Origin of the sequence: Pigmentiphaga sp. H8 (assembly GCF_003854895.1) — a bacterium.
In the GTDB taxonomy this organism is placed as follows: Bacteria; Pseudomonadota; Gammaproteobacteria; order Burkholderiales; family Burkholderiaceae_B; genus Pigmentiphaga.
This window is the reverse complement of sequence record NZ_CP033966.1, coordinates 3,958,347-3,979,106: the sequence shown is the minus strand read 5'-3', so window position 1 is coordinate 3,979,106 and position 20,760 is coordinate 3,958,347. Positions and strand designations below refer to the sequence as shown.

General features: G+C 67.9%; 19 protein-coding genes and 1 tRNA gene. 8 read left to right on the top strand and 12 right to left on the bottom strand.

Annotated features, from left to right (window positions below; translation table 11 throughout):
- Window position 1: 1 nt before the first annotated feature.
- The 6 genes from EGT29_RS18835 to EGT29_RS18815 are packed head-to-tail and all read right to left on the bottom strand — an operon-like array spanning window position 2 to window position 7,097.
- Window positions 2-961, bottom strand: coding sequence for a tripartite tricarboxylate transporter substrate binding protein (locus EGT29_RS18835; RefSeq protein ID WP_161567872.1), 960 nt, complete (start codon window positions 959-961; stop codon window positions 2-4).
- 20 nt (window positions 962-981) lie between these two features.
- On the bottom strand, window positions 982-1,713 hold the full coding sequence (locus EGT29_RS28510) for a hypothetical protein (RefSeq protein WP_161567871.1): 732 nt from the start codon (window positions 1,711-1,713) through the stop codon (window positions 982-984).
- 11 nt (window positions 1,714-1,724) lie between these two features.
- Complete coding sequence (locus EGT29_RS18830; protein ID WP_124690412.1) at window positions 1,725-2,561, bottom strand: NAD(P)-dependent oxidoreductase; 837 nt, start codon at window positions 2,559-2,561, stop codon at window positions 1,725-1,727.
- Window positions 2,558-4,252, bottom strand: a complete 1,695-nt coding sequence (locus EGT29_RS18825) for a hydantoinase B/oxoprolinase family protein (protein ID WP_124690411.1) — start codon at window positions 4,250-4,252, stop codon at window positions 2,558-2,560. Before EGT29_RS18825 ends, EGT29_RS18830 begins: the two co-directional genes overlap by 4 nt.
- The gene (locus EGT29_RS18820) at window positions 4,252-6,348 is read right to left on the bottom strand and encodes a hydantoinase/oxoprolinase family protein (protein ID WP_124690410.1); all 2,097 of its coding nucleotides are present in this window, start codon (window positions 6,346-6,348) and stop codon (window positions 4,252-4,254) included. Before EGT29_RS18820 ends, EGT29_RS18825 begins: the two co-directional genes overlap by 1 nt.
- On the bottom strand, window positions 6,345-7,097 hold the full coding sequence (locus EGT29_RS18815) for an SDR family NAD(P)-dependent oxidoreductase (protein ID WP_124690409.1): 753 nt from the start codon (window positions 7,095-7,097) through the stop codon (window positions 6,345-6,347). The genes EGT29_RS18820 and EGT29_RS18815 overlap by 4 nt, the downstream gene beginning before the upstream one ends.
- 312 nt (window positions 7,098-7,409) lie before the next feature.
- Here EGT29_RS18815 and EGT29_RS18810 point away from each other — a divergent pair, with 312 nt between their 5' ends.
- Window positions 7,410-8,327, top strand: coding sequence for a LysR family transcriptional regulator (locus tag EGT29_RS18810; RefSeq protein WP_124690408.1), 918 nt, complete (start codon window positions 7,410-7,412; stop codon window positions 8,325-8,327).
- Window positions 8,328-8,341: 14 nt separating this feature from the next.
- On the opposite strand, the gene EGT29_RS18805 is transcribed toward EGT29_RS18810, so the two are convergent.
- From EGT29_RS18805 to EGT29_RS18790, 4 genes are all read right to left on the bottom strand, one after another.
- Window positions 8,342-9,379, bottom strand: a complete 1,038-nt coding sequence (locus EGT29_RS18805) for an aldo/keto reductase (RefSeq protein ID WP_238160095.1) — start codon at window positions 9,377-9,379, stop codon at window positions 8,342-8,344.
- The gene (locus tag EGT29_RS18800; RefSeq protein WP_124690407.1) at window positions 9,376-10,125 is read right to left on the bottom strand and encodes a class II aldolase/adducin family protein; all 750 of its coding nucleotides are present in this window, start codon (window positions 10,123-10,125) and stop codon (window positions 9,376-9,378) included. The genes EGT29_RS18805 and EGT29_RS18800 overlap by 4 nt, the downstream gene beginning before the upstream one ends.
- A complete protein-coding gene (locus tag EGT29_RS18795) occupies window positions 10,122-11,465 on the bottom strand; it encodes a Rieske 2Fe-2S domain-containing protein (RefSeq protein WP_124690406.1) in 1,344 nt (447 codons plus the stop codon). The genes EGT29_RS18800 and EGT29_RS18795 overlap by 4 nt, the downstream gene beginning before the upstream one ends.
- A gap of 160 nt (window positions 11,466-11,625) precedes the next feature.
- The gene (locus EGT29_RS18790; protein WP_124690405.1) at window positions 11,626-12,366 is read right to left on the bottom strand and encodes an IclR family transcriptional regulator; all 741 of its coding nucleotides are present in this window, start codon (window positions 12,364-12,366) and stop codon (window positions 11,626-11,628) included.
- Between the two features lie 118 nt (window positions 12,367-12,484).
- Here EGT29_RS18790 and EGT29_RS18785 point away from each other — a divergent pair, with 118 nt between their 5' ends.
- The 5 genes from EGT29_RS18785 to EGT29_RS18765 are packed head-to-tail and all read left to right on the top strand — an operon-like array spanning window position 12,485 to window position 16,977.
- Window positions 12,485-13,693 (top strand): amino acid ABC transporter substrate-binding protein, encoded by a 1,209-nt coding sequence (locus EGT29_RS18785; RefSeq protein ID WP_124690404.1) that lies wholly within the window; start codon window positions 12,485-12,487, stop codon window positions 13,691-13,693.
- Between the two features lie 26 nt (window positions 13,694-13,719).
- Window positions 13,720-14,583 carry a branched-chain amino acid ABC transporter permease gene (locus EGT29_RS18780; RefSeq protein ID WP_124690403.1) on the top strand — a complete coding sequence of 288 codons (864 nt, stop codon included), beginning with the start codon at window positions 13,720-13,722 and terminating at the stop codon, window positions 14,581-14,583.
- Window positions 14,580-15,527 (top strand): branched-chain amino acid ABC transporter permease, encoded by a 948-nt coding sequence (locus EGT29_RS18775; protein WP_124690402.1) that lies wholly within the window; start codon window positions 14,580-14,582, stop codon window positions 15,525-15,527. The genes EGT29_RS18780 and EGT29_RS18775 overlap by 4 nt, the downstream gene beginning before the upstream one ends.
- Window positions 15,524-16,258 carry an ABC transporter ATP-binding protein gene (locus EGT29_RS18770; protein WP_124690401.1) on the top strand — a complete coding sequence of 245 codons (735 nt, stop codon included), beginning with the start codon at window positions 15,524-15,526 and terminating at the stop codon, window positions 16,256-16,258. The genes EGT29_RS18775 and EGT29_RS18770 overlap by 4 nt, the downstream gene beginning before the upstream one ends.
- Window positions 16,255-16,977 (top strand): ABC transporter ATP-binding protein, encoded by a 723-nt coding sequence (locus EGT29_RS18765; protein ID WP_124690400.1) that lies wholly within the window; start codon window positions 16,255-16,257, stop codon window positions 16,975-16,977. Before EGT29_RS18770 ends, EGT29_RS18765 begins: the two co-directional genes overlap by 4 nt.
- A gap of 73 nt (window positions 16,978-17,050) precedes the next feature.
- Here EGT29_RS18765 and EGT29_RS18760 read toward each other — a convergent pair.
- A tRNA-Pro gene (locus EGT29_RS18760) sits at window positions 17,051-17,127 on the bottom strand.
- 217 nt (window positions 17,128-17,344) lie between these two features.
- Between EGT29_RS18760 and EGT29_RS18755 the strand changes: the two genes are divergently transcribed.
- Together EGT29_RS18755 and EGT29_RS18750 are read left to right on the top strand one after the other, a co-directional pair.
- Window positions 17,345-18,850 carry an aldehyde dehydrogenase family protein gene (locus EGT29_RS18755; protein WP_124690399.1) on the top strand — a complete coding sequence of 502 codons (1,506 nt, stop codon included), beginning with the start codon at window positions 17,345-17,347 and terminating at the stop codon, window positions 18,848-18,850.
- Window positions 18,851-18,856: 6 nt separating this feature from the next.
- A complete protein-coding gene (locus tag EGT29_RS18750; RefSeq protein ID WP_202865549.1) occupies window positions 18,857-19,741 on the top strand; it encodes a DMT family transporter in 885 nt (294 codons plus the stop codon).
- Here the strand turns inward: EGT29_RS18750 and EGT29_RS18745 are convergent.
- Window positions 19,738-20,676, bottom strand: coding sequence for an SMP-30/gluconolactonase/LRE family protein (locus tag EGT29_RS18745; protein WP_124690398.1), 939 nt, complete (start codon window positions 20,674-20,676; stop codon window positions 19,738-19,740). The genes EGT29_RS18750 and EGT29_RS18745 overlap by 4 nt on opposite strands.
- Between the last annotated feature and the right edge of the window lie 84 nt (window positions 20,677-20,760).

Below are 20,760 nucleotides of genomic sequence, written 5' to 3'. Positions count from 1 at the left end.
GTCATTCGCGTACGCGGATGCCGGCGGCGCGCAATACCCGGCTCCAGCGTTCGCGTTCGTTCTTTATGAAGGCGGCCGCTTCGGCCGGTTGGTTGCCGATGGTTCGCACGTTCAGTCCGGCCAGGCGCTGCGCCACGTCGGGCTGCCGCAGCGCCTGTGCGACCGCGTCGGCGATGTGCGCCGCGATGGCGGGGGATGTTCCCGGCGGGGCGGTCAGGCCGAACCAGGTGGTCGACAGGTAGCCGGGCAGCGTCTCGGCCATGGTCGGCACGTCTGGCAGAACAGCTTCGCGCTGCGCGCTGCCGATGGCCAGCGCGCGCACCTGCTTCTCGCGGACGGGATTGAGCGCGGTGCTGAGTTCGACGAAGACCATGTCCACGTGCCCTGCCTGCACGTCGGCCAGTGCCGGAGCGCTGCCTTTGTAAGGCACGTGCAGGAGCTGTATGCCCGCCATCGATTTGAACAATTCTCCCGCCAGATGCGAGGTGGAGCCTACGCCGCTGGACGCATAGGTGAACGCTTCCGGACGGGCGCGGGCACGCTCGATCAACTGGCCGACCGAGCCGATGTCCAGTCCGGGGCGCAGTAGCAGTACGGTGGTGCTTTGCGTGACGATGGATACGGGGGTGAGTTTTTCGGGGTCGAACGGGAGCGCCTCGTACAGGCTCTTGTTGATCGCCAGCGGCCCGGGCGCGGCGAACAGCAGCGTGTGGCCGTCGGGTTCGGCGCGCGATACCAGTTCGGCGCCGATGTTGCCCCCCGCGCCGGCATGGTTTTCTACGATCACGGGTTTTTTCCATGCCACCGAGAGTGCGCGCGAGACGGCGCGTGCGGTGGCATCCACCGAGCCGCCCGGCGGATAGGGAACGATGACCTTCACCGCCTTGTCGGGATACGCCGTCACAGTGCTGGGTACCAGACAGGCCAGGCACAAAGCCATGCCGGCAAGCCGCATTTCCATGTCTCCTCCTCGGGGCCCGCTCAGCCGGCGGGCAGTTCGCGCAGCAACTGGCCGTAGCCGGTTCGCGGCGCATGGATGCGCAGCCGGCGCTGGATTTCCCAGCAGCGCGCCGGCACGGGATGCACCACCGGTACGCCCAGATCCGCCTCCAGCAGCTCGACCACCTCTAGCACGCGCCATCCCGATCCCAGCAGGTAGATGGCTTCGGCGTGCGGATGCTTCAGGAACGCCTTCTTGATGTGGGCGTAGACCTGCTGCGGCGACAGGTCGCCGACTCGCTCGAAGGGCACGTCGATGCCCTCCATGGCCATGACCTCGAAACCCGCGTGCTCGAAGTAGCGGCTGAAATGGCCGTTGACCTCGCCGGTGAAATAGGTGGCTCCGATGAAGCGCTTGACGTTCAGCGCGCGCAGCGCCCGCACGTGGTTGGTGCCGGAGGTGAAGACCGGCACGCCGTAGTCGCGTTCCCAACGCGCGATCAGCTCGGTCTCGCCGTCCCGGCCCAGCACCATGAACGGCGGCGCTCCCTCGGGGTGGATCAGGTCGACGCCGGCCTCGGCCAGGCGGGCGACCTGCGGTTCGTAGGCCGCGATCGCCTTCTCGAAAGTGGCGACACGGCCATCGCGGATGTCCAGGAACAGCGGGATCAATCCGACTCCGTCGGGCAGCATGCGCACCAGTTCCTCGACGCCGCCCGGGCGCATCGTGGGCTTGATGTTGCCGACCACCCCGCGCCAGCTTTCGAACGACATGGCGGCCTCCGTCAGGCGGGCTTGCCGGACCACCCCGGCGGGTTGGTGGCCTTGACCCGGCGCGCATCCTTGACCAGTTCACGCACCGCGCCGGTCACCGGCAGCGACAGGCCCGCGGCATCGGCCATCATGGACACGATCTGCATGTCCTTCAGCGCCCACGTGAAACTGGTCTGCTCCCAGTCCTCCAGCGCCTGCGACTTGCCCGAGCTCATCATCAGCGCCTCGCGCAGGCTGGGCAGGTCGATGCCGGTGGATTCGGCGATGCGGCCGGCTTCGATCAGGCCGATGGAATTGATCCACAGCAGCAGGTTGTTCATCGCCTTGGCGACCTGGCCGTGGCCGACCTCGCCCAGGTGCACCATGTCGGAACAGAAGGTGCCGTAGACCTTGCGTCCTCGGTCCACGACCTCGGCGGAGCCGCCGAACAGCGCCAGCAGCTTGCCTTCGTCGGCGAACCATCGGCCGCGGCAGATCGGCGCGTCGAGCACGCCCACGCCGCGCTCGGCCGCCCGGGCCGCCAGTGCCTTGACGGTGTCGGGGGCAACGGTGGACGACACGGCCACCACCGCGCCGCGCGGCAGGGTCTCGAGCAATCCGCCCGGGCTCTGGGTGACCTGGTTCACCTCGGCGTCGTAGCCCACCCCCAGGATGACGAAGTCCACGTTCGCGCCCAGCTCGGCCGGCCCGGCGGCGGTCGCGGCGCCCAGCTCCCGGGTCTTGGCCAGATTGTCCGCGCTGATGTCGAAGGCGGTCACGGCATAGCCGTGCCGGACCAGGTGCTTGACCATGGGTTGGCCCATGCGGCCGGCACCGACGATGCCGACGCGTTCCTTGTTGCGGGTCATGGATTCCTCGCGTTGTCGAATGAAGAAGAAAGCGATTGCCCGTACTGTTCGCGCGCTGCCGTGGCCGATACATAGCCCTCGGCCACGTCGGCGGCCACCGCCGCGGGACTGCGCCTGGCCGGATCGCCGAAGCCGCCGCCGCCCGCGCTCTGCAGCACGAAGCGGTCACCGGCCTTGAGCTCGAAGCGGCCCGACTGCGTGGCCTCGTGCTGGGCGTCGGTGCCCGGGCGCAGGACGAAGCGGCTGCGGCTGCCTGCCGCACCGCCGTTCAGGCCGTTGGGCGCGTGGCGCGCGCGGTCGAAGCGCCGGATCACCACGGCGTCTTCCAGCAGCTCGTACTCGCGCTGGTAGCTCAGGCCGCCGCGCCACTGGCCGGCGCCGCCCGAATCCGCCACCAGTTCGAAGCGGCGGATGCGGCAGGGATTCTCCGACTCCAGGATCTCGATCGGCGTGATGTGCAGGTTGCTCAGGTGGGTGGCGGTGGCGGAGGCGCCGTCGTGTCCCATGCCGCCGCCGTAGGCCGAACCCATGATCTCGTATTGCAGGTTCGATTGGCCCTGCCGGCCGCGCGACCACAGGATGCCCAGCGCGCTGGACGAGCCGGCGTTGGCGGCGGCGCGTCCCGGATTGAAATGCGCCAGCGCCTCGATGATCACGTCCACCAGCTTCAGGTTGGTCATCTGGTAGTTCGACACTGGCGCGGGCGCCTCGGAATTGGTGACCGTGCGCGGCGCGTAGGTGAAGGTCAGCACGTCGCGCATGCCGTCGTTGAAGTGCAGGTGCGGCCCCAGGCTGCCCAGCAGCGAATAGAACACGCAGGCTTCGACCATGGGCGGGCGCAGATTGATCGGACCGCGCGCCTGGGGGCCGCTGTCCGAGAAGTCGAAGTGCGCCGAGCCGTCCTCGACCGTGATGGTCACCGCCAGGCGCACCGGCTTGTCGATGTCGATGCCGTCCGAGTCGAACAGGCCCTCGGCCGATGCGGTGCCGGCGGGCAGAGCCGCCAGCGCCGCGCGAAGCTCGTCGGCGGCGCCTTTCAGGATGGCGGCGAAGGCCGTGGTCAGCGTGTCGCTGCCGAAGCGTTCGCACAGCTCGGCCACCCGTGCCGCGCCCATCTTCGTGATGGCGATCTGTGCCCGTACGTCGCCGCGCACCAGCTCGGGTTGACGGCTGTTGGCCAGGATCAGGCGCTCGACGTCGGGCAGGGCCTGGCCCGCCGCGTGGATCTTCAGCGGCGGCAGCAGCAGGCCTTCCTGGTACATCTCGGTGGCGTTGGCCGAGGTCGAGCCCGGTACGGTGCCGCCCACGTCGGCCTTGTGGGCGATGGAGCCGGCGAATGCCACGATCTCGCCGCCGGCGAACACCGGCGCCACGAAGGCCATGTCCGACACGTGCGGCAGTCCGCCCTCGTAGGGATGGTTGGACACGAACACGTCGCCGTCGTGGATGGCGCCGTTCTCGCCGCCGTCGTACAGGGCCCGGATGCGGCCCACCAGATGGCGGTACACCGGAGCGTGGAAGAACATGGGCGGGGCGACGATCAGGCGGCCCTCGCGGTCCAGGATGACGCAGCTGAAGTCGCGCGATTCGCGGATGATGGACGAGTAGCCCGACCGATAGAAATGGTAGTGCATTTCGTCGACCAGGCTGGCGACCTTGTTGCGCAGGATCTGGACGGTAATGGCATCCATCAGGCTTCTCCGTGTTCGAGCATCAGGTTGTGATAGCCATCGACGCGGCCGGTCCAGCCCGGCGGCACGATGGTCGTGGCGTCGAACTGTTCGACGATGGCGGGGCCGGCGATGACGGCGCCCACGTCCAGGCGATCGCGCTCGTAGACGGACGCGTCCAGCGCCTCCGGGCCGGCAAAGTAAAGCTGGCGCCGGCCTTTCAGCGCGTCGGCGGCCGGGCGCGGCGTGCCGCCCGGCTGCTCCCGCGGCTGGTACTTGGGTACCGCCACGCGCACGCGCAGGCGGTAGCTCACCACTTCCACCGGCCGGTTGGCTGCCGCATGCCCGTGGATCTGCGCATGCCGCTCGTCGAAGCGCTGCCGCGCCGCCGCCAGCGTGGCCGCATTCACCTGGTCCTGGTACAGGCCGTCGAGCGACGTACGCAGTTCATAGCCCTGGCCGGTGTAGCGCAAGTCCATCTCGCGCAGGAAACGGGCCGAACGCACGTCCATGTCTTCGGCGGCCAGTTCCTCGCGCGCCTTGTCCTCCAGTTGCCGGAATACCGATTCGACGTGCCCGGCTTCGAGGTCGGCCAGCGGCTTCAGGTCGGAGCGGATGTAGTCGTGGACCACGTCGGTGCACAGCAGGCCCAGCGCCGAGAACGCGCCCGGCCGGGGCGGCACCAGGATGTGGCGGATGCCCAGTTCCTCGGCCACCGCGGCCGCATGCACCGCGCCGGCCCCGCCGAAGGGCAGCAGCGTGAACGAGGTCAGGTCGACGCCGCGCCGGGCCGCGAACACGCGCACCTCGTCGGCCATGCGCATGTCGACGATGCGGCGGATGCCGACCGCTGCCTCGATCACCGTCATGCCCAGCGGCTGGGCGATGCGGCTTTCGATGGCCGCGTGCGAGGCCGCGACGTCCAGGCCTTGCGAGCCGCCCAGGAAGTAGTCGGGATTCAGGCAGCCGCACACCAGGTCGGCGTCGGTCACGGCCGGTTCGGTGCCGCCGCGTCCGTAGCAGGCCGGGCCGGGGGTGGCGCCGGCGCTGCGGGGGCCGATCGCCAGGAAGCCCGATCCGTCGACCCAGGCGATCGACCCGCCACCGGCGGAGATGGTCGTCATGTCCAGCGCCGGCACGTCCACCTGGCGGCGGGCGATGCTGCCCTCGGTGACTTCCAGCGGAATGCCGCCTTCGATGAAGGCGATGTCGGCGCTGGTGCCGCCCATGTCCAGCGTCACCAGTCCGCGCTGCGCGTGCGATTCGGCCAGGTAGGCGCTGGCCTGGGCGCCGGCGGCGGGCCCGGACAACAGCGTATGGACCGTCTTGCCGCCGCCCACCGCGGCGGTGAACGGCATCACGCCGCCGTTGGATTGCATCAGGAAGCGCTGCTGCGTGCCCAGGCGGGACTCGTCCAGCCCCTTGTTCAGGTGGGCGATGTAGCGTACCAGGACCGGCTCCAGATAGGCGTTGAGCAAGGTGGTGGACAGCCGCGGCCATTCGCGGATGCGCGGCAGCACCTCGCTGGACAGCGATACGTGGACCTCGGGCCATACCTCATGGATCAGGCGGCGGGCGGTTTCCTCGTGGGCCGGGTTCATGAACGAGAACAGGAAACAGACGGCGATCGATTCGACGCCCGCCTCGCGCAGTTCGCGTGCCGCCTGCCGCACGGCGTCATGGTCCAGCGTCACGAGCACGTTGCCGGCATGGTCCGAACGCTCGGGAATTTCGCGCGTGAGCCGCTGCGGCGCGATGGGCTCGGGCTTGGCGTAGAAATAGTCGAACAGGTTGCCGTCACGCGCCTGGTTCTGCACTTCCTGTACGGCGCGGTAGCCCTGGGTGATCAGCAGGCCGACGCGGGCGCCGCGGGATTCCAGCAGCGCGTTGGTGGTGATGGTCGTGCCGTGCGCGAAGAATTCCATGCGGCGGACGTCCACGCCGCGTTCGACGAAGCGCGCCACGCCGTTCAGCACGCCCAGCGCCGGGTTCTCGGGGGTGCTGGAAACCTTTTCCACCATCAGTTCGCCGGTGGCCACGTCCAGCACCACCAGGTCGGTATGCGTGCCGCCTACGTCCACGCCCAGGCGATAGCGATGCACGGGAGCGTCCATCATTCCCCCGCCATCATCGAGGTCACGCCGCCGTCGACGAACAGCATGTCGCCAACGATGAAGTCCGAGTCCTCGGACACCATGAACAACACGGCGCGCGCCATGTCGAGCGGCACGCCCACGCGGCCGCGCAGGTTGACCACCGGCCGGGTGGGATCGAATTCGTCCTTGCCCACGGGCGAGCCGATCTTGTTCGGGATCACGGCATTGACGCGGATATCGTGCGGCGCCAGCTGGACCGCCAGCGCGCGCGTCAGGTTGGCCACGCCGCCCTTGGCCGCGGCATAGGCCACGGCCCGCTTGCGGCCGTAGAAACCCGAGGTCGAGCCGACGTTGACGATGGCGCCCGGACGCTGCTGTTCCACTAGTTTCTTGGCGAAATAGCGGCTGAGCAGGAAAGGCCCGGTAAGCGTCACCGCGATCACGCGGTCCCAGTCTTCCTTGGTGATATCCAGCACGTGCTTGTTGTCGGAGATGGCCGCGTTGTTGACCAGGATGTCGGCCGCCTGCCCCCAGCGTTCGGCGACGGCATCGATCAAGCCGCGCACGTCGCTTTCGCTGGCGATGTCCACCACGAACTCGGCGGCATCGCCACCGGCCTTGCGGATGTCGGCGGCGACCCGGGCGCCGCGCCCGGCGTCCATGTCCACCACGGCGATGCGGGCGCCTTCGGCGGCCAGCAACCTGGCGGTTTCCTCGCCGATGTTGCGGCCGGCGCCGGTGATGATGGCGACTTTGCCTTCAAGCTTCATAAGGGTTCCTCGAACTTGGAGTGGAGCGGCGCATCGTCCGCGGGCAAGCCGGTGGCCTGCGGCCCGCGTGGGCCGCATCGATGCGCGATGGGATGGGGGCCGGGCCGGAGCCCGGAAGGGGCGACCTAGGCCGGCGGGAAGGGGGGCTGCATGGCTGTCTCGCTCTCGCTATGAGTTATTCTCGATAGCAGGCAATATATCGTCGCGTCATGAGAAGAAGAACGCCCCGACTGCAATTGTCTTTTTCAGTTTTTTCGCATGAAGCCGCCGGCCTCCGCGGCGCGCGCATTCCCCCGGCAAGGAGACGGAACATTGGACCGATGGGCAGAATTCGAACTGTTCGTGCAGATAGCCGAACTGGGTAGCCTGTCGAAAGCGGCCGAGGCGATCGACGTGTCGAACGCCACGGCCAGCCGTTACCTGGAGTCACTGGAACAGCGGCTGGGCGTGCGGCTGGTGGATCGCACCACGCGGCGCCTGGGCGTGACGGCCGCGGGCGAGGACTTCTACCACCAGTGCAAGCAGGCGCTGGGCACCATGCGCGAGGCCGAGGCCGCCATCAACGCGACGGCGTTGCATCCGTCGGGAACGCTGCGCATCACCAGCTCGGAACTCTTCTGCATGAAGCTGATCCTGCCGCTGCTGCCCGAGTTCATGGCGCTCTATCCCGAGGTGGATGTGCAACTGGTATCGGCCAGCCGCTATTTCGATTTCATCGAAAGCGGCATCGACATTGCCATCCGCACCCGCGAATACGAGGTCGAATCCAATATCACCGTGCGCCGGCTGGCACGCACGCGCCGCGTCGTGGTGGCGTCTCCCGCCTATCTGGCGCGCCATGGCACGCCGCGCACCATCGATGAACTGACGCAGCACAAGCTGCTGCTGTACAGCTATGTACAGCATCCCAACGAACTGCATTTCTCGCGTGGCGGCGAGACGCAGGTGCTGAAGGTCAAAAGCCTGCTGGAAGCCAACGACGGCCTGCTGCTGCAGGTGGCCGCGCTGGATGGCATGGGCATCCTGATCCAGCCCATGTATGCCGTGTACGACGATTTGTGCGAAGGCCGGCTGGTGCCGCTGCTGGAGGATTGGGAACTGCCGCTGCTGTCGATCAACATCGCCTACCAGACGCGCAAGCACCTGCCGGCCAAGGTGCGGGCCTTCATCGACTTCATGTCCCGCCATTTCGAGCAGAACGCCAACGAGCGAAAATGGATGTCGCGTTAGGGCGCGGCGGGGCGTTACGGCAGGGCGGTGGCCAGTCCGAAGTCCGTGCGCCAGACGCGCTCCAGCGCGGCCAGGGCCGAGCCGGGCAGGGGGCCGGCGTCGGACGCTGCGGCGATCTCCTCCAGTTGCTCCATGGCCGAGAATCCCCCCAGCGCCGTGCTGACCCCAGGGTGCGACAGCACGAAGCGGAAGGCCGCCTGTGCCAGGGTGCCGCCGGTGTCCGCCGCCAGGAAGCGCAGACTGCGCGCCCGCTCCATGTTCAGCCGTACCGCCCCGGCCGCGGGGTCGACCGTTCGCGCCACCGGGTGGCGCGGGCGCCCCGCGGCGCTGTCGTCACTCAGGAAGCCGCCCGCCAGCACGCTGTAGATGGCGGCGCCGACATCCGCCTCGCGCGCATGGCACAGCACGCCGCCGCCGTCGCGCGCCACATTCAGGCCAGGGGGCGGGGCCTGGCCGGCCGTCGGGTTGAGCAGGGTATAGGGAACGTTGATCATTCCGAACATCCCGGTCTGGAACAACCTTCGGGCCACGTTCACGTCGTCGCCGCGGCAGACGAAGCCCGCGTGGCGCACCTTGCCGTCGCGCAGTAGCCGAGCCAGGCCATCCAGGACGCCGCCGTCGCGCAGATAATCATCGATGCCCAACCGGGCGTAATAGACGCCTTCCATCGCCGGCGCCTCGTGCCACGGGGCATTGTGGATCTGCAGCACGTCCAGCGCATCGACTCCCAGCCGGCGCAGGCTGTCTTCCGTGGATCGCACGACATGGCCGGCGATGTCGTCCAGGTCCGCGCGGCGGATCTCCACCTTCGAGCACAGCAGCGGGCGTGCGCCCGCCGCTTTCAGCGCGCGACCCAGGTTGCGTTCGGCCGCGCCGTCGCCGTAATCGGGCGCATTGTCGAAATAATTAACGCCCAGTTCCAGCGCCCGTGCCACGATGCGGGCCTGCTCGGCCGCCGTGCCGCGCAACATCAGCCCGGCGTTGCCGCCGCAGCCGAAGCCGATCTCGGACACCGCGAGGCCGGTGCGGCCCATGCGCCGGTATCGCATCATGTCGCTCCACGCCGCAGCGCGCAGCGATGCAGATAGTCGAAATTGATGCCGAACTGCGCGGGCCGGTTCAGCTTGTCGTGCAGCTTCATCACGTCGTCGGCCGGAAACTCCTCGCATAGCCGGGCGCCGCCGGCCTCGGCCAGGAGCTGGATGGTGCAGGCCTCGTCCAGCATCAGCGCCAGCACCACGGTTTCCTGCACGCTGCGCGAGGCGATCGCCATCCCGTGGTGGCGCATCAGCACCGCCTTGCAGGGGCCGAGCGCGGCGGCCACGTCGGCCCCCATCTCGGGTGTGCGGACCAGGTCGATGCTGCCGGTGTAGACCGGCACGCCCTCGGCGAAGACGGCGCCCGGCTGGCTGATGGGCCGCAGCTTGCGCCCCGTGGCCGTGAATGCCACTACCTGGGCAGGGTGCGCGTGCAGGACGCTCTCCACGTCGGGCCGGGCGCGGTAGATCTCCGAATGGATGAACACCTCGCTGTGGCGGCCGGCGTGGCCCGCCACCTTGCGACCCTCCAGGTCGCAGGTGACGATGTTGTCCATCGTCATTTCGTCGAAGCCGAAGCCGTGGGGCTTCATCAGGAACAGCGAGGGATCGCCGGGCACGCGCACCGAGATGTGGCCGCGCGTCATATCGCCCTGCCCATGGGCGGCCAGCACCCGGCCGGCGGCGATCAGGGTCTGCTTGGCCTGATCCAGCGGAGTCAGGGCCGCGTCTTCTCCGGACAGCCGTGCGGGCGCGCTCATGCCGAGACCACCGTGTCGCCGGCCCGGCGCAGTTCGAATTCCTCGATCGCGCGATGCAGTTCCTTCACGGTTTCGATCAGCGGACCGTAGCGGTCGGCGTCGTCGTTCGCGAACCCCTTGTGGTAGTACTTGCGAAAGCCGTGCTTGTTCAGCGTTTCGGGTTTGCTGTAGTCGGGCGGCGAGCCGGTCGGGTGGATCATGTCCGGGCTTTCGCGGAAGAAATTGATAGGCTCCTGGCCTTGCTCGACCCGTGTGATCTGTTCGTCCAGCTGGCGGCGCAGCACGATAATGGGCAGGTCGGTACGGCCGAGCAGCTCCGTGCTGCGATCCGCGATCGGGCCTTGCGCCACCCACACGATCGCATCCTGCGCCAGCACGTAGTCCAGGATGGGGCGGCCGTTCTCGTCGTGGGTGGGCGGCACGTAATAGGGCACCACATCCTGCCTGGGCGCCTCGACCCCCGGCGGCGCGGCGTAGACCTGATAGCAGATATGGTAGGTATGGGTATCGTCCATCGGCACGCGGATCTGGTATTCGCTGCGCGGCGCTCCCGTCTTGCCGGTCTGGGTATAGAACGGGAAGATGACCGTCGAGTGCTCCTGGTCCTTGTCGGCATCGGCGCCCAGTTCCTTCGAATAACGTATTCCCTTGCGGAAGCCGTGCTCGGACTGGCTAGCGTAGATTTCCTTGATGCCCACGCCCACGCGCTTGCGCTGGTGCAGCGTGTGCAGGCTGTCCGAACTGCGCTCCTGCAGCTTGCCCCTGCGATTCAGCTCGTACTCGAACAGATGGCCGTGGGCCCACGCGCTATGGGTCGGATCGCCCGTGTTCTCCTGACATTGCAGCCAGTTGCAGTCGATGACCGTGATGCCGATCTGGCGAATGGCATTGGGCCACACGAACATGTCCCAGCGCGGCAGCGCCGGCGCCGGCGACGGTCCCATGTAGGCGAACACCAGGCCGCCCAGTTCCTGCACCGGATAGGCCACCAGCTTGTGCTTGATCTCTTCGTGCGGACGCAGCTCCATGGGCCGCTCCGTGCATTTGCCCGACTGATCGAACAACCAGCCGTGATACGGGCAGCGCAGGCCGTGCTCGTCGGGAATGCCGTACTTCAGGTCCACCTTGCGATGCAGGCAACGGTCTCCCACCAAGCCCATCTGGCCGCTCTTGTCGAGATACAGCACCAGATCCTCGCCCAGGATGCGCACCTTGCGCACGGGATCTTCCAGCAGTTGGGAATAGGGATAGATCGGGATCCAGTAGCGGCGCATCAGCTCGCCACAGGGGGTACCGGGCCCGACCCGGGTCAGGCGTTCGTTCATCGCTTCGCTCAACATCTCTGGTCTCCTCGTGATAGCGGCAGTGCTTTCCGGATGCAGGCATTCTGGTCAGTGCCATTCGTTCTGTCAAGAAGAATAAATTCTGTTAGATAGAACGGTTGAGGCGAAAAAAAAGCCAGCCCGGTATCGAACTGGCGGCTCGATCGTCGCGGCGGGATCAGCCCTGGTCGGTCAGATCGGTCATTTCCAGGGGTGGCAGGCGCGGTTCCAGCGCGCGCACGGCCTCCTGCAGCGCGCGCCGCGCCAGTTCGATCTGCTCAGGAGTGAAACGGTAGATCAACCCCGACACAGCCAGCGCGCCCAGCAGTTCCCCCTGAGCGTTGCGCACCGGCACGGCCACCGCCGCCAGGTCGGGATCGCGCTCGCCGCACGAAGCCGTCCACCCCTGCGTCCGGATCGCTTCCGCGTCATCCATGGGTTCGCCGCCGAAAGCCCGCAGGATCTTGCCCGCCGCGCCGCTGGACAGCGGATGTCGCGTGCCTTCCTCCAGATGGTGGCGGGCCGAGCGCGGCGAATTGACGCGATAGCGGCAGATGCGCTCGTCGCCGTCGCGTACGTAGAAAGACACCGTTTCCTGGGTCTGGGCCGACAGCTTCAGCAACACCGGCCGCATCAGCGGCGCCAGATCCACCTGGCTGTGGCTGAGCGCCCCCAGGCGGCGCAATTCCGGGCCCAGCCGGAACACCCCCATGGCATCGCGCTGCAGGAAACCCATGTGGATGAGCGAGGACGCCAGGCGCAGGATGGTGCTCTTGTACAGGCCCGAACGCTGCGCCAGCACGGCCAGCGACAGCGCCTCGCCCGGCTTCTCGAAGCACTTGAGCAGCAGCAGGGAGCGCTCCACGGCTTCGACACGAGGGCGGTCGTCGGTGGAGGAGTCGGCGGGGGCGGTGGTCATGGTGGGGAACGATAGCAGATGGGACGGGGGAGTCGGCGCATCATCGGCACGAGGTTCAGGCGAACGTAAGGATATGCGCCCGAGAATGGACGCCATAGGTTCGAAAGGAGACATCATCATGTCTCGACATCTACTGCGGGCCTTGCCCGCTCTGGCGTTTGTCCTGTGCTCCGGCGCATCGGCAGCCCCCGCTGCTCCCACCATCGTCCTGGGGGCCTCCATCCAGCTCACCGGCCCCGTCGCGAACACCGGACGCTATTACCGCGATGCCTACCAGATCGCGGTCGACCAGATCAACGCCGCCGGCGGCGTGAAGATCGGGGGCGTGCCCCACACGCTGGCGCTCAAGATCTACGACAACCAGTCCGACGTGAACCTGAGCGTGCGCCAGTACACGCAGCTCGTGACCCAGGACAAGGTCAACCTGCTGCTGGGCCCCTTCGCCAGCAACTTCGCGCTGGCCGATTCCGCCGTCGCGGAAAAATACAAGGTGCCGATGGTGCAGGGCGGTGGCGCTTCGGACCAGATCTTCTCGCGCAAATTCAAATACATATTCGGCACCTTGGCGCCCGCCAGCAATTACTTCGGCAGCACGGTCGACATGCTCAAGGCGCTCAAGCCCGTGCCGGCCAGCGTGGCGCTGCTGTACGCGGACGACGCGTTCGATGTGTCGGTCGCGCAGGGCACGCGTCCGCTGCTGAAGTCCGCGGGATTGCAGGTGGCGATGGACGAGCGCTACAGCACCAACGCCACGGACTTCGCCTCGCTCCTGTCGCAGATCAAGAGCAAGAAGGTGGATGCGGTCCTGGTGGCCGGGCACGAGACGGAGATCCTGAATTTCGTGCGGCAGGCCAAGAGTCTAGCCGTCGCGCCCAAGCTGTACTCGTTCACGGTCGGTGTCCCGTCCGAGGACTTCCGCAAGGCGCTTGGCGCCGATGCGGACTACGCTTTCGGCATGACGGCATGGCTGCCGTCCGCAGCGTTGAAGGACCGCTGGTTCGGCGACGCCGAGCAGTTCGCCCAGGCCTATAAGGCGAAGTATGGCTATGACCCGGACTACCATGCGGCCTCGGGCGTGGCCGACGTCCAGGCCCTGGTCCGGGCCATGGAAGGCGCCGACAGCCTGAACCCGCAGAAAGTGCGCGACGCCCTGGCCAAGACCCGCTTCGACAGCCTGTATGGCCCCATCGCCTTCAATGCCCAGGGGCAGATCGACTTGCCGCAGGTCGTGATCCAGGTGCAGGGCGACAAGCTGGCCGAGGTCTATGGGGCCAAGGGCTTCATCACGCAGCCCAAGTATCCGATGCCGGCCTGGGACGCGCGTTAGGCGGTTCAAAGCCACGGGGACACGCGATGGACCTGCTTGCGCAAATCCTTGTCAACGGCATCCTGCTCGGGGGGCTGTATGCCGTGATGGCGCAAGGGCTGGCGCTGGTTTGGGGCGTGTTGAACATCGTCAACCTTGCGCATGGCGCGTTCATCATGTTGGGCGCCTACGCGTCCTGGTACCTGTACACGGATCTCGGCGTGGATCCGTTCCTGGGGCTGCCGATCACCGCCGCCGCGCTGTTTGTACTGGGCTATGCCCTTCAGCGCGGGCTGTTGAACCTGGTGGTGCGGGCGCCGATGTTCAATACGCTGCTCATCACCTTCGGCCTGGAGGTCGTGCTGACCTACCTGGCGCAACTGGCCTTCTCCGCCGACTTCCGCACGATCAATCCGCCGTACGCGGGCGACAGCTACGCGCTCGGACCCGTGACCTTGCCCATGGCGCGGCTGGCTGCCTTCGGGGTGGCGGTGGCCTTGACGCTGGGCATGTGGCTGTTCCTGCTGCACAGCCGGCTGGGCCGGGCCATCCGTGCCACCGCGCAGAACCTGGTGGCGGCGCGGCTCTATGGCGTGGAGCCGCGCCATCTCTACGCCGTCACGTTCGGCCTGGGCCTCGCGCTGGCGGGGGCGGCCGGCGGCCTGTATGGAACGGTCTCGCAGATCAATCCCTACATCGGGGCCACGCTGACCGCGAAGTGCTTCGCCATTTCCATCATCGGCGGATTGGACAATCCCCTGGGTGTCCTGGTCGGCGGATTGTTCCTGGGCATCATCGAATCGCTCACGACGCTGTACGTGGGGCCGACGTTCGCCGATGTCGCCAGCTTCGGCATCCTGGTGCTGGTGCTGTTCCTGCGGCCCAGCGGCCTTCTTGGCAGAGCGGCATGAGCGCCCGGCGCGCGATCCTGGCACTGGTCGCGCTGGCGGCCCTGGCCGGCGTGCCCTGGTACGGCTCGGACGTGCTGGTGCAGTTCGGCATCAACACCCTGTTGCTGGCCGTGCTGGCCCAGGGCTGGAACATCATCGGCGGGTATGCCGGCTATGCGTCCTTCGGTAATTCGGTTTTCTATGGCCTGGGCAGCTATGGCGTGGCCATCGCCATGGTGCAGTGGGAGCTGCCCTTCGCGGCGGGGCTGGCGCTGGGCGTGGTGTTCGCGGTGGCCTTCGCGCTGCTGCTGGGCATGCCGGTGCTGCGGCTGCGCGGCCACTACTTTGCCATCGCCACGCTCGCGCTGGCGCAGGTCATGACGGCCATCGTCTCCAACATCGAGCTGGCCGGCCAGAACATCGGGCTGGTCCTGCCCCCGCTCAACAACGATCCGCTGTTCTACGAGTTGTCGCTGGGGCTGCTGGTGCTGGCGACGCTGACCGTCGCGTGGCTGACGCGCAGCAAGTTCGGTTTCGGCCTGATCGCGATCCGGGAGAACGAAGAGGGCGCGGCCGTCATGGGCGTGAACACCACCCTTTATAAAGTGGCGGCGTTCGCGCTGTCGGGTGTGTTCAGCGCGCTGGCCGGCGGCATCCATGCCTACTGGATCACGTTCCTGGATCCGGAAAGCGCTTTCGACATCAGCCTGAACGTCAAGATGATCATCATGGCCGTATTCGGCGGCGCGGGCACGGTGCTCGGTCCGGTCGTCGGCGCCTTTTCCCTGTCGGCCATATCCGAGCTGCTGTCCAGCGAAATCACCAGCGTCGCGGGCCTGTTCTTCGGCATGGTCATCGTCGCGGCGGTGGTGCTGATGCCCCGCGGGCTGGCCGACGTGCTGCGCCGCTACCGGAAATCGGGATGGCGCTATTTCATCGAAAACATCCGGATGCACAGGCTATGACCGCCATCCTGGAAATCCGCAACGTCACGCGGCGCTTCGCCGGACTGGTGGCCGTGAACCAGGTCAGCTTCACGCTGGGCGAAGGCGAGATCCTGGGCCTGATCGGGCCCAACGGCGCGGGCAAGACCACTTTGGTCAGCCTGATCAGCGGTACGCTTGCGCCCACGAACGGCGAAATCCTGTACCAGGGCAAGCCGATAAGCCATTTGCCCGCCTACCGCCGGGCACGCCAGGGCATCGGCCGGACGTTCCAGATCATGCGTCCCTTCCCGGGATTGTCCGTCCTGGACAACGTCGCGGTCGGGGCGTTGTTCGGCCGCGATGGCGGCCAGCCCGACCTGGGCAAGGCACGGGAACAGGCCCGCGCCTGCCTGGATTTCGTCGGCCTGGGCCGTACGGCGGGCCAGCGGGCCGACGAACTCGGCGGCCCCGGCCGCAAGCGGCTTGAACTGGCGAAAGCGTTGGCCATGCAGCCCCGGGTGCTGCTTTGCGACGAGGTCATGGCCGGGTTGAACCTGGTCGAGATCGACGAGGTCATCGAGGTGATCCGCAAGGTGCGCGCCACCGGTATCAGCGTGCTCGTCATCGAACACGTCATCAAGGCCATCAAGAGCCTGTCGGACCGGCTGCTGGTGCTGCACCACGGTGAGAAGATCGCCGACGGGGCGCCGGCCGAGGTGCTGGCCAACGCCGACGTGGTGCAGGCCTATCTGGGTAAGCAGCGCGCATGAGCGGGCCCGCGGAACCCCTCCTGGTCGTCGAGGGCCTGAGCGCCGGCTACGACGAGCTGCCGGTGCTGCACGACATCAGCCTGGAAGTGCGGCGCGCCGAGATAGTGGCGCTGGTCGGCAGCAACGGCGCGGGCAAGACCACGCTGCTCCGAGCGCTCTCGCGTGTCCTGCCCAGCACCGGCAGCATCACCATGAGCGGCCACTCGTTGGCCGGGGCCGAGCCTGACCAGGCCTTCGCTTGCGGGATGGTGCAGGTGCCCGAAGGCCGGCAGCTATTCGACCGCATGACGGTTCAGGACAATCTGCTGATGGGCGCTTATCGGCGCAAGGCCAAGGCCGACATCGCGCGCGACCTGGACAAGGTCTACGGATTGTTTCCGCGGCTGTCGGACCGGCGCCGGCAGCTGGCCGGCAGCATGTCCGGCGGCGAGCAGCAGATGTGCGCCATGGCCCGCGCGCTGATGGCCGCGCCCGTGCTGATGATGATCGACGAAATGAGCCTGGGCCTGGCTCCGGTGGTGGTCGAGCAGTTGATGGGGGTATTGACCGACATCCAGCGCGAGGGGGTGACGACGTTGCTGGTCGAACAGGACATCCACCTGGCCTTGTCGACGGCCGACCGCGGCTATGTCATGGAGACGGGGCGGATTGTGCATAGCGGTTCCGCCAAGTCGCTGTTGACGGACGAGAAAGTCCGGCGGGCGTATCTGGGAGTTTGAGCGCGGGAACCGATGGCAGGGGCGGGAAAAGAAAAGGGCCAGCTGAAAAAATCAGCTAGCCCTTCGATTCGCATGGTCGGGGCGGCGGGATTCGAACTCGCGACCCTCTGCTCCCAAAGCAGATGCGCTACCAGGCTGCGCTACGCCCCGACGGACCCGCATTGTACCTGATGCCCGGCGCCCTATGCCTGGTCGGCCATTTCCTGAAGGCAAACACCCAGATAAGCCATCAGGTTGACCTGCGGGATCCCCGGCAAGGCCCACCACCTCGAACGGCCAGTGCGCCAGGGTAATATCTTTCCATGCGGGCCAAGCCGCGTCCATCCGTCGGATGAGAAGCGGCGGCGGAATGGCCAAGGAGAGCTTCATGAACGAACAAGGGACCCTGGATCGCCTGGAACCGGGGATGATGATTCCTTACGGCGGTAACCGGTATACGCGCGTGGACGCGGAGCTGGCGCGCGCCTTCCAGGCGGGCGACCGTCTGCTGGTGGTGCAGGAAAGCGGGGCGCTGCTGCGGATCCCGGGGCAGGTAGACGGGGTGGTCCGTGCCCGGGTGGGCGAGGCGCGCGAGGCCTTCGAGGCGCTGGCGCAGGTGCAGCCGGGCGCGGTGGACCGGTTCTACGAGGCCTTTGCCGACGCGCTGGAGCGCGACGAGGTCTGGGCGCAGGTGGTGGCGGCCAACGAGGAGGACGTGCGGCGCGCCCAGCAGCGGGGCCGTTCGACCACGCGGCTGAAGGTGTCGGACAAGATGCGCGCCGCGATGATCGAGGGACTGCGGGTCTGGCCGGGCCTGGCGGCGCAGGATGACCGGGTGCTGGGCCGGGTGGACCATGGCGACTGGCAGGTGGATGTGCTGCGGGTGCCGTTGGGCGTGGTGGCCTTCGTGTTCGAGGGCCGGCCGAACGTGCTGGTGGACGCCTGTGGCGTGCTGGCCAGCGGCAATACGGCGGTGCTGCGCATAGGCAGCGATGCGCTGGGTACGGCCAGCGCGCTGTTGCGTGGCGCGCTGCGGCCGTCGCTGGAGGCGGCGGGGCTGCCGCAGGGGGCGGTCAGCCTGGTGGAGGTCGAGGACCGCGCGGCGGGCTGGGCGATGTTCAGCGACAACCGGCTGGCGCTGGCGGTGGCGCGGGGGTCGGGCACGGCGGTGATGCAGCTGAGCAGCGTGGCGCGGCAGGCCGGCGTACCGGTCAGCGCGCACGGCACGGGCGGCGCCTGGCTGGTGGCGGATCCCAGCGCGGACGGCGAGCGTTTCGAGCGGGCGGTGCGTCATTCGCTGGACCGCAAGGTCTGCAACACGCTGAATGTATGCTGCATCGTGCGCGAGCGAGTGGCGGACCTGATGCCGCGCTTCCTGCGCGCCATCGACGAGGCGGGGGCGGCCCTGACCGGGGCGCCGCGCCTGCACGTCACGCCTTCGGCGCAGCCTTTCGTGCCGGCGGAGTTGTTCGAGCGCCGCACGCGGGTCCGCCGTGCGGAAGGCGATGTGGACGAGCCCTATGCCAGCCTCTTGCCCGAAGCCCGGTTGGGGCAGGAGTGGGAATGGGAAGAGACGCCGGAGCTGTCGCTGGTGGTGGTGGAGTCGGTGGACGAGGCGGTGGCGCTGTTCAACCGCTATAGCCCCCGCTTCGTGGCCAGCCTGATCGCCAGCGATCCGCAGGCGCACCAGCGTTTCCGGCTGCGCATCGATGCGCCGTTCGTGGGCGATGGTTTCACCCGCTGGGTGGACGGGCAGTATGCGCTGGGCAAGCCGGAGCTGGGGTTGTCCAACTGGGAGCACGGCCGTCTGCTGGGCCGCGGGGGCGTGCTGACGGGCGCCGACCTGGCCGCCGTGCGGCTGGTGGCGACCACCGCGCAGGAACAGCATCGCTAGATCGCCGTGTCCAAACGTTCCCTGGATGTCGCGGCCATCGCGATGCTCGTGCTGCTTTGCGCGAGCTGGGGCGGGCAGCAGGTCGCGGTCAAGATCGCGCTGCCCGATTTCCCGCCTTTCCTGCAGATGGGCATACGCTCGGCCGGGGCCGGGCTGCTGGTACTGGTCTATTGCCTGGCCACGGGGCGGGGCAAGCTGTTCGCGCGGGACGGTTCGCTGTGGCTGGGCCTGTTCTCGGGGCTGCTGTTCTCCAGCGAGTTCGTGCTGCTGTACCTGGGCCTGCAATGGACCGACGCCAGCCGCACCTCGCTGTTTCTGTATACGGCGCCTTTCTTCGTGGCGCTGGGAGCGACCTGGCTACTGCCGTCGGAGCGCCTGCGCTGGCCGCAGTGGGTGGGGCTGGGCCTGTCGTTCTGCGGCACGGCCCTGGTGATGGGGGTCCCGCGCGGGGCCACGTCGCCGCATGCCTGGCTGGGCGATCTGATGATCATCGGGGCGGCGGTGTTCTGGGCTGCGACGACACTGGGCATCAAGGCGACGCGCCTGGCCACGGCGTCGCCCGAGAAGGTGCTGCTGTATCAACTGGCGATGTCGGCCGTGATCGGGCTGGGCGCGGGCATGGCCACCGGCGAGTCGGTGCGCGGGCTGAATCTGGCGCCGCTGCTGGCATTGGCCTATCAGACGGTGTGGATCGCGGCCACGACCTTCTTGCTCTGGCTGCGGTTGTTGACCCTGTATCCGGCCAGCACCCTGCAGGCGGGTACGTCGATGTCGCCGCTGTTCGGCGTGGCCGCCGCGGCGCTGATCCTGCATGAACCGGTCGGGCCGATGTTCCTGCTGGCCGTGGCGCTGGTGGTGTCGGGGCTGGTGCTGGTGAACCGCCGGCGCTAGCCGCCGGCTGCGCCCTGCGTGTTGACGTACAGCGCGTAGATGGACGTGCTGGCGGCCATGAACAGGCGGTTGCGGTGCCGGCCGCCGAAGCACAGGTTGGCGCAGCGCTCCGGCAGCGCGATGTGGCCGATGGCCTCGCCGTCCGGCGCGAACACACGCACGCCGTCCAGTTCGTCGCTGCCCATGCCCCAACCGCACCACAGGTTGCCATCCACGTCCACGCGCAGGCCGTCGGGCGTACCGGGTCCGGCATCGATCGCCGCGCGCCGGTTGGCCAGTTTCCTGCCGTCCGCGGCGACGTCGAAGGCCAGGATGCGGCGCGGTTTGGCGCGCGACTCGACCACGTACAGCACGGATTCGTCGGGCGAGAAGGCCAGGCCGTTGGGGCTGGCGATGTCGCCGGCCACGACCTCGGCCATGCCGGTCGCGGGGTCGAACCGATAGAGGTTGGAAGGCAGTTCCTGCCGGGCGGGAAGCCCCTGGTAGTAGCCGGCGATGCCGAAGGGCGGATCGGAGAACCAGACCGTGCCGTCGGACTTGACGACGACGTCGTTGGGCGAGTTCAGCGGCTTGCCGTCATGGCGGTCCATCAGCACGGTGACGGCGCCGTCGTGTTCGGTGCGGCTCACCCGGCGGCCGCTATGCTCGCAGGTGACCAGGCGGCCCTGCCGGTCGCGGGTCATGCCGTTGGCATGGCCGGACGGCGAACGGAAGACGCTGACCGCGCCGCTGATTTCGTCCCAGCGCATGACCCGGTCATTCGGAATGTCGCTCCACAGCAGGTAGCGGCCGTCGCCGAACCAGACCGGCCCTTCGTTCCAGCGGCAGCCGGTGGCCAGGCGCTCGACCGCGGCCGACGGCAGCCGGTATTGCTCGAACCGGGGGTCGAACGCGCGGACGGCGGGGTCGGGATAGCGCTGCGATGCTTGCCACATGGTGCCTCCTGGAGCGGGGCGCAACGGGAGGCGCCCGGACGCTTCGATTGTCGGCCATCGCGGCGCGGGCCGCCAGTCCGCCGC

Excerpts from the sequence above, each read along its gene's own strand:
- EGT29_RS18835 (WP_161567872.1), bottom strand. The coding sequence starts at position 961 with ATGGAAATGCGGCTTGCCGGCATGGCTTTGTGCCTGGCCTGTCTGGTA.
- EGT29_RS28510 (WP_161567871.1), bottom strand. The coding sequence starts at position 1,713 with ATGTCGTTCGAAAGCTGGCGCGGGGTGGTCGGCAACATCAAGCCCACG.
- EGT29_RS18830 (WP_124690412.1), bottom strand. The coding sequence starts at position 2,561 with ATGACCCGCAACAAGGAACGCGTCGGCATCGTCGGTGCCGGCCGCATG.
- EGT29_RS18825 (WP_124690411.1), bottom strand. The coding sequence starts at position 4,252 with ATGGATGCCATTACCGTCCAGATCCTGCGCAACAAGGTCGCCAGCCTG.
- EGT29_RS18820 (WP_124690410.1), bottom strand. The coding sequence starts at position 6,348 with ATGATGGACGCTCCCGTGCATCGCTATCGCCTGGGCGTGGACGTAGGC.
- EGT29_RS18815 (WP_124690409.1), bottom strand. The coding sequence starts at position 7,097 with ATGAAGCTTGAAGGCAAAGTCGCCATCATCACCGGCGCCGGCCGCAAC.
- EGT29_RS18805 (WP_238160095.1), bottom strand. The coding sequence starts at position 9,379 with ATGATGCGATACCGGCGCATGGGCCGCACCGGCCTCGCGGTGTCCGAG.
- EGT29_RS18800 (WP_124690407.1), bottom strand. The coding sequence starts at position 10,125 with ATGAGCGCGCCCGCACGGCTGTCCGGAGAAGACGCGGCCCTGACTCCG.
- EGT29_RS18795 (WP_124690406.1), bottom strand. The coding sequence starts at position 11,465 with ATGTTGAGCGAAGCGATGAACGAACGCCTGACCCGGGTCGGGCCCGGT.
- EGT29_RS18790 (WP_124690405.1), bottom strand. The coding sequence starts at position 12,366 with ATGACCACCGCCCCCGCCGACTCCTCCACCGACGACCGCCCTCGTGTC.
- EGT29_RS18785 (WP_124690404.1), top strand. The coding sequence starts at position 12,485 with ATGTCTCGACATCTACTGCGGGCCTTGCCCGCTCTGGCGTTTGTCCTG.
- EGT29_RS18780 (WP_124690403.1), top strand. The coding sequence starts at position 13,720 with ATGGACCTGCTTGCGCAAATCCTTGTCAACGGCATCCTGCTCGGGGGG.
- EGT29_RS18775 (WP_124690402.1), top strand. The coding sequence starts at position 14,580 with ATGAGCGCCCGGCGCGCGATCCTGGCACTGGTCGCGCTGGCGGCCCTG.
- EGT29_RS18770 (WP_124690401.1), top strand. The coding sequence starts at position 15,524 with ATGACCGCCATCCTGGAAATCCGCAACGTCACGCGGCGCTTCGCCGGA.
- EGT29_RS18765 (WP_124690400.1), top strand. The coding sequence starts at position 16,255 with ATGAGCGGGCCCGCGGAACCCCTCCTGGTCGTCGAGGGCCTGAGCGCC.
- EGT29_RS18755 (WP_124690399.1), top strand. The coding sequence starts at position 17,345 with ATGAACGAACAAGGGACCCTGGATCGCCTGGAACCGGGGATGATGATT.
- EGT29_RS18745 (WP_124690398.1), bottom strand. The coding sequence starts at position 20,676 with ATGTGGCAAGCATCGCAGCGCTATCCCGACCCCGCCGTCCGCGCGTTC.